Source organism: Myxococcus sp. AS-1-15 (assembly GCF_020037055.1).
GTDB lineage: Bacteria > Myxococcota > Myxococcia > Myxococcales > Myxococcaceae > Myxococcus > Myxococcus fulvus.
In genome coordinates, this window is record NZ_JAIQDF010000007.1 from 391,682 (window position 1) to 404,201 (window position 12,520).

The window sequence follows — 12,520 nt, forward strand, 5'->3', positions numbered from 1 at the left end:
GATGGCCGAGAATCTGAAAATCACCCAGAGCCAGGACGAAAACACCAGCGAGTTCGGGCGCGAGCACAACGAGAAGCTCCAGTCGCTCTCGCGCGCCATGGTGGCTGGCCTCTACATGCTCGTGCGCTCGGTGAAGATGTATGACCCCGAGAACGCCGTCTTCCAGAAGCCGCTGCACCAGCTCCAGGACATCATCAATCAAATCATCGGCAAGGAAGGCCGGCTGGAGCTCGCGGGCGTCAAGGACTCGTTCTACCTGAACGGCATGCTGGTGAAGGTGGACCTCAACTCCATCGAGAACCAGCGCTACCTGCTCGCCGAGATGCGCGGCAAGGACGTGGGCGGCTTCACCCTCACCAAGCCGGTGACGGTGCCGGAGCTGAAGAACTTCATCTGGATCTTCAGCAAGGAGCAGACGGCCCAGTCTGAGGAGGACGGACTGTCCGGCCGCAAGCTGCTCAACATGCGCGTGGCCAAGTTCTCCAAGCTCAAGGAGAAGCTGGACAAGGACATGAACAACCCGGGCGACCAGAAGGTCGATCGCAAGAAGTACGCGATGACCGTCTACGCCCGCTCGGTGTTCTTCCTCAGCAAGTACCTGGAGTCGGTGCGCGCCGGAAAGCCCATCAACGCCTCCAAGGCGCTGCGGCTGGTGCAGGACTTCGTGGACATCAGCTACGACCAGCGCACGCACTTTTTGGGCATGACGACGATGCGGCGCGAGGACGAGTACCTCGTGTACCACCAGGTCAACGTGTGCCTGATGAGCATCGTCTTCGGCGCGGAGCTGGGGCTGACGAAGCCGCAGCTGCGTGATTTGGGCTACATCGCGCTGTTCCACGACGCGGGCATGACGACGCTGCCGGAGGAGCTGGCCACCAAGCGCGGGGCGCTCACGCCCGAGGAGCGCGTGGCGGTGCAGCGCGCGCCGCTCATCTCCGTGCGCAACATCCTCATGGAGAAGGGCTTCAGCCGCTCCACGCTGCTGCGCGTGGTGACGACGTTCGAGCACAAGACGGACTTCGGCACCGCGGTGCGCGACTCACGCGGCAACATCCAGATGATCATCCCCAAGACGAACCTGGGGGCATACGCGAAGATCATCGCCATCTGCGACGCGTACGACGCGCTCACGTCCAAGCGCCCGTACCGGGATGCCTACGGACCGGAAGTGGCCTTGATGCTGATGTGGACGGAGATGCGCAACAAGTTCGACCCCGAGCTGCTCGAGGTCTTCATGCGCGTCATGGCCATCCAGCCGGTGAAGGTGCTGAGCAAGCGCCAGCAGTCGCTCAGCGTTTCCGGGCTGTAGCCGCGCGCTTCTTCGTCGCCGCCTTCTTGCGAGCGGGGGCCTTCTGCTTCGCCTCCGCCACCGGAGGCGCGTCCGGGCCTCCGAGCAGCGTGAGCGCCGCGGCGAAGTCCTCCGGAATCGGCGCCTCCAGCGACAGCGCCTTGCCCGTGCGCGGGTGCGCGAAGGCCAGCTTCCACGCGTGCAGGGCCTGACGTCCCAGGCGCTCCTGCGCGGCGGCGGCCTCGCCCTTGGGCTTGCGGCCCGCGCCGTAGAGGGTGTCTCCCAGCAGCGGGTGGCCCGACTCGGCCAGGTGCACGCGGATCTGGTGCGTGCGGCCGGTGAGCAGGTCCACCTCCACCAGGGCCGCGCCGTCGAAGGCCTGGAGCACGCGGAACAGGGTGATGGCGGGCTTGCCCTCGCGCACCTTGCCGGTGAAGCGCTGGCGGTGCACGGGGTGGCGGCCGTAGAGCGTCTCGATGCGGCCTTCCGCCGGGGGGACGCCGTGCACGAGGGCCAGGTACGTCTTGGAGACCTCGCGCCCCTTGAAGGACTTCTGGAGCGCGACGAGGGCCTGCTCGTTCTTGGCCACCACGAGGCAGCCGGTGGTGTCCTTGTCGAGCCGGTGGACGATGCCCGGGCGCAGCTCGCCGCCGACGCCGGCCAGGTCCTTCACGCGGTGCAGGAGCGCGTTGACCAGGGTGCCGGAGGCGTGGCCCGCGCCGGGGTGCACCACCATGCCCGCGGCCTTGTCCACCACCACGAGGTCCTTGTCCTCGTGGAGCAGGGACAGCGGCAGCTCCTCGGCCTCCGGAAGGGCGGCCACGGGCGGCGGGACATGGAGGGTGAGCGTGTCGCCACCGCGCAGCCGCATCGCCGCCTTCACGGGCTTGCCGGCGACGAGCACGTGCCCGTCGTCGATGAGTCCCCGGATGCGGGAGCGGGTCAGGTCGGTGAAGACGCCCGCGAGATACTGGTCGATGCGCTCTCCGCGGGCTTCCGGCGGGGCGCGATGCTCTCGCGTGTCGGGCGCTGCCACGGGGGGCGGACTACCAGATCTTCGACTTCACGTGCGCCTTGGAGCGCAGGACGATGTCGTTGATGGCGCGCTCGAAGAAGTTCGCCGTGGTGAAGACTTCCTGGCTGACGCGGCTCTTGTAGAGCTCTCGGCCCTCCTCCAGCTCCTCCTTGAGGACCTCGAAGAGGTTGTCCTGCTCGATACCCTTGATGATCTTCTGCTCGTTGTAGAGCGAGATATCCGAGGCAATCGCACGGGCGAGCCGCATCGCCTTGATCTTTTCCTCGTCCGTCATCGTCTTTCCTACATAGGCACCGCTCGGAGGGGAGTCAACTTTCCTTGTGGTACGAGCAAAAGTCGGCACCCCTCCAGGGCGGCGTCATTTCTTGCCTGACTTCTCAGAAGCCAAGGCCAGGTAGCTCCTGGACACCCGGAGCGGATCCAACCCCAGCTCGCGGGCGAGGTTCATGAGGATGCCCCGGAGGTAGACCTGCGCGGGCAGCGCCGTGTAGCGGTCCGCCTCCACGTTCTCCAGGTGGCGCGAGGAGATGCGGGTGCGGTCGGCGACCTGCTGGAGCGTGTAGCCCCGCGTCTCGCGGACGCGGCGCAGCAGCTCGCCGTTGAACTCGGCGTCGGCGGGGATGTCCGGCAGACGGGGACGAGGCTCGCGAGTCCTGGCGGCGACCTGCGCCAGCGCGGCCTCCGCCGTGGCGATGGCGGAGTCCTGGGCGAGCACCTGCGCCTCGCTCAACTGCCGCCCCGTCTGAACACGGTTCTGCGAGGGGGCCACGGGCGGCGGCGCCGTCGGTCCGACCGGACGCGTCACGGGGGGCGGCGCGGGCTCCGGAGCCCTGGCGGGCGTTCCAGCCACGACGATGGACGTCCCGGGCTCCGAGGGCTGGGTCGGCACCGACGCGGGGACGTCCGGGCTCGCGGCCACGGCGACGGGGGCCGGAGCGGGGCTCACCGTGGCGACGTGAGCCGGCGACGGTTCGGGCGCTGAGGCAGCGGGCGTCGCGTCCACCTGTGGCGCGACCACGGCCGGAGCCGAGGCGACGGGGGGCGTCGACTCTACCTGCGGCGCGACCACAACCGGTGCCGCGGCAACAGGAGTCGCCTCCACCTGCGGCGCGACCACGGCCGGTGCCGAGGCAACAGGAGTCGCCTCCACCTGCGGCGCGACCACGGCCGGTGCCGAGGCAACAGGAGTCGTCTCCACCTGCGGCGCGACCACGGCCGGTGCTGCGACAACGGGCGCCGGCTCCGCGGGCGGCGTGACCGCGACCGGTGCTGCGACAACGGGCGCCGGCTCCGCGGGCGGCGTGACCGCGACCGGTGCCGAGGCAACAGGCGTCGCCCCCACCTGCGGAGCAACCACGGCCGGCGCCGAGGCAACCGGAGCCACGACAGGGGCCGATTCCACGGGAGGGACGGCCCCAACCGGCGCCGAGCTCACAGGCGAGGAGAACGCGACCGGCGGCGCGGCCACAGGGGCAGACTCGACCGGTGGCGCCACCACGGCCGGTGCCGAGGCAACAGGCGCGGGGACCGAGGACGAGCCTCCGGTCGAGACCGAGGCAACGGGGACGGACGCCGCCGACGGAGAGGACTCGGTCGGTATCGGGGCGACAGGCGCCGACGGGACAGCGGGGACAGGAGCGGACTCCACCGACTGCGCGACCCGGGGCGCGGCAACTGGAGCCGACTCCACCGAGGCGCCACCCTGCGCCATGGCGCCCACGGCCTTCGAGCTGGACGACACGGGCCCCGGCTCCGCCGCCGGGGCCTGCGCCTCCGCGCCCACGCTCAGCGAGGCGGGCACATCCACCAGCCCACCGACGAGCGGCGCGGTCTGCAGGGAGCTCGTCACATACGACAGCGAGTAGCCGCTGACGAAGCTCGCCCGGAACGCCTCGGGCCCGCTCAGGGCCGGGGCCTCGTCCTCGGACGCGCGCTTCTTCTTCCCCTCCGCCACCGCGCTCGCCAGCGCCTCGGCCGCCTTCACCGTGCCCCACGGCGCCGGCAGCCCCAGGTCGCGGTCATACTCACCGCGCAGGTCGCCATCGGTGAGGATCTCCATCGCCTCGGTCATCCGGGCGCGGAGCGCATCCACCTGGTCCGGCTCCACCAGCGCGTACACCGCGATGGAGTCCGGCGCATACAGCTCCATGAGTCGGGAGTACGCGGCGCGAATCTCCTCCATGGGCGCTGTGACCGGGACCTCCAGGAGCTCGTAATAGGTCTGCTGCGCGAAAGGCTTCATGGTGACGAGGAAGGGTCGGGGGTCGCGTCGAGGGCGAGCAGTCGTGAGGCGATACGTTGGATGGCCAGGGCGGCCGGGGCGTCGGGTCGTTCGATGAGCACGGGGCGCCGCTTGCGCACCGCGCGCCAGGCCTCATCGTCATACCGGATGGCGCCCAGGTCATCCATCGCGATGCCGAAGAACTTCTTCCACGCCGAGGCCACCGCCGCACCCACGTTCAGGTCCGCGTCCGTGCGCGCCTGGTTCACCACCAGCCGGATGCGGAACTCGGACAGCTCCCGCTCCAGTCGCTCCGCACCCACCGGGTCCTTGTTGCGCACCTGCGCCAGCACGTCATGCAGCGTCCGCAGCGAGCCCTCCCGGGTGGTGAGCGCGCTGTCCACCAGGTCCTGGATGCCGTACTCCGCCTCCATCTGCTGCAGCCGCCGGAAGAACGCCGCCTTCGCGAAGCGGTACGCGTTCTCCACCGACGTCGGCTCCGGCAGCACCACCAACAACCCGTGGTCCGCCAGGATGAAGAAGTCGATGGTGTTGAAGCTGGTCCCCGCGCCCAGGTCCAGGATGAGGTAGTCCGCCGACGCGCCCATCAGCGTCTTGAGCAGCTTCTGCTTCTGCGCGTACTTGAGGTTCGCCGCGTCCAGCGCGTCCTGCGCGCCCGCGATGAGCGACAGCCGGGGCACCCCCGTGGGGACGATGACGTCCTCGAGCCGCGACTTGTTGCGCCTGAGGAAGTCCGACAGCGTCGCCTCCGGCTGCCCCACCCCCAGGCACGTGTGCAGGTTCGCTCCGCCCAGGTCCGCGTCCACCAGCAGCACGTTCAGCCCCGCCTGGGCCAGCGCCACGCCCAGGTTGGCGGACACCATCGACTTGCCGATGCCGCCCTTGCCACCGCCCACGGCGATGATGCGCCGGGGCCGCTGCCGAGCGCCGCCAGGCCCTGGGGCCACCGGCTCGGCGGTCGGGGTCCCCAGGGCACGGGCATCGGCCTGGGGCGCTCGCGTGGATTTGGACATGGGCAGGGGCATCAAAGCCCGTCCTACCGCCCGAGTCGACTCCCCGCCAATCCGTGGCCACTTCGTGGATCAACCCGAGCCATGACTCCCCCCGCGACACCCCATTTTACAGGGTTCGCCGGGCAGGCCGGTGAGCAAGCGCTCGGGCGCCCTACTCGTCCAGCAGCTCCACGTTCCAATACGAGGCATCCGCCAGGTGCAGGAACGGCAGCCACTCCTGATACGTCACCTTGCGCGTGGCGCCCCGGAACAACGGCGTCCAGCGCGGGCGCACCGGCTTCTTCAGGAGCCGCATGTCCGCCTGCTCCGGCGTGCGGCCCCCCTTCTTGAGATTGCAGGGCACACACGAGCACACGACGTTCTCCCACGTCGTCTTGCCCCCCTGCGTGCGGGGCATGACGTGGTCCAGGTTCAGCTCGCTGCGCGGCAGGTTCTTGCCGCAGTACTGACAGGTGTCCGCGTCGCGCGCGTAGATGTTGAGCCGGGAGAAGCGCACCCGCCCTCGGGGCAGATGGTCATACGCGCTGAGCACCAGCACCCGGGGGACGCGGATGGTCCGGTTGATGGTGGTGATGCAGTCATTGGTGGCGCTCAGCGCCGCCCAATCATCGAACTCGTAGAGCCGGTACTGCGCGTCGATGGCCTTGGCGACGCCCTGATACAACAGGCTGAAGGCCCGCTTCACCGACGTGACATGCACCGGTTGGTAATACCGGTTGAGTACGAGGACGGCGCTGTTGATCATGGTGGTTTCCCGGGACTTGCGGTCGCCACCGCTTCGGCGACCGACCTGAGCTCCTCCTCCGCGAGACAGCGGACGTCGAGGACCACCTCGCCATCCGCGATCCTGCCAATAACCGGCATTCCGCCGGCGCGCAGGCGCTCGAGGAAAGATTCCGGTGCACCCACGTTGAGGATGCACGCAAAGGAAGGCAACCGGGCCAGCGGCATGGCGCCCCCGCCCACCTGTCCCATCACCCCGTCCACTCGGGCACTCACGCCTTGCTCGGCCAGCAAGTCCTGAAGCCGCAGCGCGCGGGCGCGCAGCTCCTGGGACGACTGGGCGAGCAGTCTGTACGTGGGCACGGCCCCTGGCTTGCCGTCCCGATACAACTCCAGCGTGGCCTCCAACGCGGCCACCGTCAGCTTGTCCACCCTCAACGCCCGGGTGAGCGGATGCGCCTTGATGCGCGCGAGCAACGCCGAGCGTCCCACCACCACGCCCGCCTGCGGCCCGCCCAACAGCTTGTCCCCCGAGAACGCCACCACATCCGCTCCCTCGGCGACCACCTCGGCCACCGTGGGCTCCTGTCCCATCCCCTCTCCCACCATGGGGACCAGCGCCCCCGAACCCAGGTCCTGGAACACGGGCACCCCGCGCTCCCGGCCCAGCGTCGCGAGCGCTCCCACGCTCGCCTCCTCGGTGAAGCCCACCACCGCGAAGTTGGAGCGGTGCACCTTCACCAACAGGCCCGTGTCGTGGCCCACCGCGGCCGCGTAGTCGGACAGCCGCGTGCGGTTGGTGGTGCCCACCTCCACGAGCCGCGCGCCCGACTGCCGCATGACGTCCGGCACCCGGAAGCCTCCGCCAATCTCCACCAGCTCCCCGCGCGACACGACACACTCGCGGCCGGACGCCAGCGCGGCCAGCACGAGCAGCACCGCACCCGCGCAGTTGTTGACGACGAGCGCGTCCTCCGCGCCGGTGAGCTGACGCAAGAGCCCCACCACCGGCGCGTAGCGGCTGCCCCGCTCGCCCTCGTCCAGGTCGTACTCGAGGTTCGAATAGCCCCGCGCCACCTGGGCCACCCGCGCCACCGCCTCCGGCGCGAGCGGCGCGCGCCCCAGGTTGGTGTGCAGCACCACGCCCGTGGCGTTGAGCACCGCGCGCAGCCCCGGCGTGGACAGCGTGCTGAGCGCCTCGCCCACGTCCGCGTCGTCGAAGGGGCGCGGGTCGCCCTGGAGCAGGCGCGCGCGCACGCGGTCCACGGCCAGCCGCAGCGCGGACACGGCCCTGGCGCGGGGAACACCAGACAGCAGCGGTTCCAGCGACGGCCGTCGCAGGAGCTGCTCGATGGAGGGGAGTGCGCGCAGCAGCGCGTTCTTCCCGCCGTCTACGCTGTTCGACGGTGGGCCCACGCTCGCGAGTCTAGGAGACGCACGCCCCGCACGCCAAGCCAGCGGCGGTGTCAGCCAGGTGACGTCCCGCTCACGCGCGGGCGTCTTCCTGGATTCCCCGCTCGACTCACGGCGCCGTCAGATAGAGGCTGATCTCCTCGGTGGCGCCGGGCAGGCGCATGTGCCGCTCGAAGCGCAGGCCCATCCGCTCCAGCAGCTTGATGGAGCTGACGTTGTCCTTGGAGACGATGGCGGCGACGCGCGAAATCTTGTGGTCCTCCCGGGCGTGGCGCAGCACCGCCTCGGCGGCCTCCCGCGCGTAGCCCTGGCTCCAGTAGGCGGGCTTGAACGCGAAGCCGATGTCGGGGTGCTCCAGCGAGTCGCGCTTGAGCAGGCCGCACAACCCCATGGGCACGCCGTCCTGCCGGCCCTCCACCAGGTACAGCCCGTAGCCCAGCTGGGCGTACTGCGTCAGGGGCACGTTGGTGATGTAGTCGTGCGCGCCCTCGATGGTGCGCACGCCACGGTCTCCGATGAAGCGCAGCCACGCGGGCTCGTTCAACATCCCCAGGATGAAGGCGGCGTCCTCGTGCGTCACGCGACGCAGGACGAGCCGCTCCGTCTCCACCACTTTCATGAGAAGCTTTCTCCGCGAAGCCCGTGCACTTGTAGGAGCGATACATGTGTCGCGCCCACTCGCGAGCCCACCTCGGAGGATGTACCAAGGATGTCCACCGCCTCAAGCCCCGACGCCCGCTTCCAGATTGAAGTCCTCAAGCTGCTGCTCCAGGTCGCCAGCGGAGACGAGGGGGTCAGCCGGGAGGAGATCGACCACATCATGGCCACGGCCCGGGGGATGAGCGTTCCCCTGCCGGACCTGGAGCAGCTGGCGAAGTGCCTGCAGAACGGGACGCCGCTGCCCGCGCCCAACCTGGGCATCCTCAAGGCCGACCCGAAGGCCGTCATCGACGCGGCGCATGACCTCATCGCCAGCGACGGGCACATCCACCCGAGCGAAATCGAGATGCTGCGTCAGCTCCGCGAGCTGCTCGGCGTGGCGGCCTGACACCTCGGGTCGGAGCCACCGGGACGCATTGCGCGTCCCGGCGGTCTGCCTGCACGACGACTACGGGTCGACCTCGTCGACCTCCAGCTCACTGCCCGCGCCGCTCAGCAGCTCGAGCAGCTCCGCCGCGCCACCCTCGCTGTCGACCAGCGCCGTCAGCTTGCCGCCGCCGAGGAACTGCATGATGAACTGCTTTTGCATCTCCGCCCGGCCACCCTGGACCTCGCCCAGGACGGTGAGCGTGTGCGGCTCGTCGTGTCCGACGACACGCTCGGAGATTTCACAGTTCCCCAGCACGAGCACGTTGGCGTGCAGCTCCGCCGTGCCGACCCGCAGGTCACCGAGGACGAGCATCCCGCCCGGCCCCTTCAACACCAGCGTCTCCACATCCACGTTCCCCGTCACCACCACGCAGTCGTTCGAGGCGAACGTCCGGGAGGTGTCCTTCAGGTTTTCGTGGAGGTCGATGCCATCCCGCAGCATCGAGAAGATATCGACGGGCGCGGCCAACAGGCCGTCCTCGTCCAACGTGGTGAGCTGCTCATCCGCGGCCTCGAGGGCCTCTGCACGATCTTGGAGCTTCTTGGGGAAAGGAGTCATGTACCCCTCCGTCCATATCGCGAATCCCGCTCCCGGGAAGCAGGAAGAGACCATCCCCCGCGAACATGACGAACGCGCGCCAATGGACAGGTGGCTCGCCTCGTCGCACCCCGGGCAGGTGACCGCCCGCCCGGACAAGCACGGACGGTCACAGCCCCGGAGTCACCCGTCGCTCACGGCCTCAGCTTGACGTGCAGCAGGTCCAGCCGGCGGGAGGTCGGCGTGTACCAGGTGCCATCCAGCTCGATGGCCCCCCCCAGGTCCCCCGTCAGCACCACCCCGCCCGTCACCGCCGTCAGCCGGGGGGACTGGAGCGGCTCGAACACCCTCACCCAGCGCGTCTGCAGCGTCGACGAGAAGCTGGCCACGGTGGGTCGCTGTGGCGCCACCGTCTCCGGCAGCCCCACGGAGCCCAGCCCCAACAGGCCGCCGTGCCCCGCCTGGACCGTGAACAGGTTCCCGTTGGCGTCCGCGACCAGCGAGCCCAGGCCATAGGAGCTCGTCGTGCTCAGCGGGAACTGCCGCAGCGTCAGCTCCGCGCCCGTGGAGGTGAGCCTGCCGAGGATCGCCTCGCGGGGACCATCGTAGTTGTCGTCCGGCTCCGCGCTGACATACGGGGTCCCCGCGAAGGTGAAGCGGCCGTCGAAGTCGCCCGTGAAGGCCACGCCCCCATCCGGCAAGACCGCCACCTGGTACAGGTCCGCGAACACCGTGTCGTAGGACGTCGGCAGCAGCCAGTGCCACTGGTGGTCGCCCGTCACGCTCCAGCGCGCCACGAACACTCCACCCCGCGCGAGCGCGCCCGCGCCGAAGTCGGTGCCCGGTCCGGCCCAGCCGCCCACGGTGATGTTCTCCTGCGCGTCCACCGCGACGCTCACCGCCTGGGTGCCCCGCATGGCGCTCGTCTTCAGCACGCGCGCCCACTGGTAGGCGCCGTCCCACTGGAGCTTGAGGACGAAGGAGTTCGGGTACTCGTCGTCGTAGGGGAACGGCTTGCCGGCGTCGACCTCGCCGCCACCGAAGTCCGTCTTCCCCCAGAAGCCGCCCGTCACCACCGCGCTGCCGTGCGCGTCCGTCGCCAGGTCGTGCACGAACATGGGGTTGTCGAGCAGCTCGTCGTCCATGCGGAACCACGCCGTGTAGCCCCGCGTCCAGTCCACCGCGCCCGACGGCGTCAGCTTCATCACGAACATGCCCGTGCCCCGGGGCAGCGCGCCCTTGCCCAGGTCCGGCGTGCCCCGGTACTCACCGGCGACGAGCACGTTGCCCAGCGTCGTCACCGTCACCTTGCGGAACTCCACGCCCGGCTGGGCGAACGTCAGTCGCCACGCCACCGAGCCATCCGCCCGGTGCAGCGTCACCACATCCGTCTGCTCGGCCCAGGACTCGCCGTCCCGCGTCTGCTCCTGCGTGCCCACGACGGCGAAGCCACCGTCCGGCGCGGGCGCCGTGTCCCGCGCGCGCTCGGCCGAGGCGTTGTTCGTCTGCTTCACCCACGCCGTCGTCCCCGAGGGCTGCGTGCCCCGGTACGAGCAGAACGGCGCGCTCTCCGTGACGACGACCAGCCGGGGCGCCGCGTCCAGGAGCCCCTTCGCGCTCGCGTCCCCCGTCGCGAAGCTCAATCCCTTGGAGGAGTCGGCGAGCAGCCCGAAGGCGTACCGCCCCGAGGCCGTCACCACGCTCGTCACGTCGTACTCCACCCACTGGTCCTTCTTCACCGCGCCCGCGTCCCCCACCAGGTCCGTCACCGCGGGCGGGTGCTGCCAGGTCGCGGCGGCCGGGTCGAACGGCTGCGCCTGGTAGAGCAGCGGCCCGTTGTCCGTCGCCTCCAGGGCGTAGAGCTGGAGCAGCACGCGGCGCACCGGCGTCGCGTCGAGCTGGACGTCGAACTCCAGGAAGCCGCTCAGCCCCGGCGAGCCATCCACGCGCATCGACGCCTCGCGGTGGAACGTCGTCGTCGGACGCTCCGCGCTCACATAGGTGTCATGCCGGAGCTCGCTCACCTTCGAGAGCAGCTCCCGACGCGTCATGCACGCATCCGTCGGCGCGGCCCTGGGCGCCCCCGTCCACACCAGCAGCCGCGGGCCTCCGCCCCCGGACCAGGACTCCTTCGAGTGGAAGAGCATCGCGTCACCCGACGTCCCGTACACGCCGAAGGTGAAGTTGCCGTTGCCACGCACCAGGTCCGTCACCTCGTAGTCCACGTACCCGGATGGCGCCAGGTAGGGCAGCCGGTCGACCTCCGCGCCCACCTTCGTGGGGCGGGTGTTCCAGGAGACGCTCATCTCGCTCCAGGGCCCCTGCGTGGCGTAGACCGCCGGTCCACCCGTCGTCCCATCCAGGCCCACGTGCATCCGCAGCACCGCGCGCTGCACCGACTCCGTCAGGCCCAGCACGTCGAAGCGCAGGTGCACCTCGCGGTCGGGCGACTGCCCCACCCGCAGGTCCGTGGCGAAACCGCCCTCGGTGGACGTCGGCGCGTCGGCGGAGACATACGTGTCGTCGCTCGCGGTGAAGACCACCGGAGGGCTCGACACCGTGATGGGCAGCGCGGGGTGCGGGGGGTGGTCGTCCGCGGACTGGACGGTGAGGACCAGCTGGGGACGCAGTGACGTGTTCGGATGCTCGCTCGACGCAATCGTCACGCCGTCCGTGCTGTCGGCCACCAGGTGGACGTCCGTGAAGGCGCTCGTGGAGATGTGCATCCCGGTGATGTCCAGCTCGATCCACGTGCCACTGGCCACCGCCCCCGCGCTGCTCAACGCGGAGAACCCATCCCGGGTCGGCCGCGTGTTCCAGGTCGTCAGCTCGTTCCAGGCCCGCCCCCCGATGCGAGGGTCATGCGCCGTGGGCCCGTCCGCCGAGCCATCCAAGGCATACACCCGCAACCGGGCCGTGGTGATGGTGCCGTCCACCGGAGCGACATAGAAGCGCAGGTACGCCTCCGACTCGGGTGACTGGTCCACCTCCATCGTCGGCTGCGAGCCGAAGCTCGTCGCCGGCGAGGCCGCCGACACATACGTATCCGCCGCCGCCACGATCGCCACCGTCTGCGTGACGAGCTCCTGCTCGTGGCTCCCCGTCTCCGGGTCAACCCCTGCTCCTGGTTGGGCACTTCCACACCCATTCAGGAAGAAAAGTGCCACTCCCAGAC

11 protein-coding genes are annotated in these 12,520 nt (G+C 69.9%); 2 read left to right on the forward strand and 9 right to left on the reverse strand.

Going from position 1 to position 12,520, the window contains the following annotated elements:
- The first annotated feature begins 1 nt into the window (after nt 1).
- Nucleotides 2-1,312, forward strand: coding sequence for an HD-GYP domain-containing protein (locus tag K8625_RS21305; RefSeq protein WP_223747283.1), 1,311 nt, complete (start codon nt 2-4; stop codon nt 1,310-1,312).
- Here the strand turns inward: K8625_RS21305 and K8625_RS21310 are convergent.
- The 7 genes from K8625_RS21310 to K8625_RS21340 form a co-directional block, all read right to left on the reverse strand.
- On the reverse strand, nt 1,293-2,327 hold the full coding sequence (locus K8625_RS21310; protein WP_223783736.1) for an RluA family pseudouridine synthase: 1,035 nt from the start codon (nt 2,325-2,327) through the stop codon (nt 1,293-1,295). The two genes, K8625_RS21305 and K8625_RS21310, sit on opposite strands and share 20 nt — an antisense overlap.
- 10 nt (nt 2,328-2,337) lie before the next feature.
- Nucleotides 2,338-2,601, reverse strand: coding sequence for a hypothetical protein (locus K8625_RS21315; protein WP_046714254.1), 264 nt, complete (start codon nt 2,599-2,601; stop codon nt 2,338-2,340).
- Between the two features lie 84 nt (nt 2,602-2,685).
- Nucleotides 2,686-4,569: a helix-turn-helix domain-containing protein gene (locus K8625_RS21320; RefSeq protein WP_223783737.1), complete on the reverse strand. Its 1,884-nt coding sequence runs from the start codon at nt 4,567-4,569 to the stop codon at nt 2,686-2,688.
- Nucleotides 4,566-5,516, reverse strand: coding sequence for a P-loop NTPase (locus tag K8625_RS21325; RefSeq protein ID WP_370640343.1), 951 nt, complete (start codon nt 5,514-5,516; stop codon nt 4,566-4,568). Before K8625_RS21325 ends, K8625_RS21320 begins: the two co-directional genes overlap by 4 nt.
- A gap of 217 nt (nt 5,517-5,733) precedes the next feature.
- On the reverse strand, nt 5,734-6,327 hold the full coding sequence (locus tag K8625_RS21330) for an HNH endonuclease (protein WP_015350138.1): 594 nt from the start codon (nt 6,325-6,327) through the stop codon (nt 5,734-5,736).
- Entirely contained in the window at nt 6,324-7,721 is a 1,398-nt protein-coding gene (selA, locus tag K8625_RS21335; RefSeq protein WP_223783738.1) for an L-seryl-tRNA(Sec) selenium transferase, read from the reverse strand. The genes K8625_RS21330 and selA overlap by 4 nt, the downstream gene beginning before the upstream one ends.
- A 106-nt stretch (nt 7,722-7,827) precedes the next feature.
- Complete coding sequence (locus K8625_RS21340; protein WP_223747278.1) at nt 7,828-8,337, reverse strand: GNAT family N-acetyltransferase; 510 nt, start codon at nt 8,335-8,337, stop codon at nt 7,828-7,830.
- Nucleotides 8,338-8,427: 90 nt separating this feature from the next.
- On the opposite strand from K8625_RS21340, the gene K8625_RS21345 reads away from it, so the two are divergent.
- Complete coding sequence (locus K8625_RS21345; protein ID WP_223747277.1) at nt 8,428-8,766, forward strand: TerB family tellurite resistance protein; 339 nt, start codon at nt 8,428-8,430, stop codon at nt 8,764-8,766.
- A 60-nt stretch (nt 8,767-8,826) separates the two neighbouring features.
- On the opposite strand, the gene K8625_RS21350 is transcribed toward K8625_RS21345, so the two are convergent.
- Both K8625_RS21350 and K8625_RS21355 read right to left on the reverse strand, forming a co-directional pair.
- A complete protein-coding gene (locus K8625_RS21350) occupies nt 8,827-9,366 on the reverse strand; it encodes a hypothetical protein (RefSeq protein WP_223747276.1) in 540 nt (179 codons plus the stop codon).
- 173 nt (nt 9,367-9,539) lie between these two features.
- Nucleotides 9,540-12,512, reverse strand: coding sequence for a DNRLRE domain-containing protein (locus K8625_RS21355; RefSeq protein WP_223783739.1), 2,973 nt, complete (start codon nt 12,510-12,512; stop codon nt 9,540-9,542).
- Nucleotides 12,513-12,520: the final 8 nt, after the last annotated feature.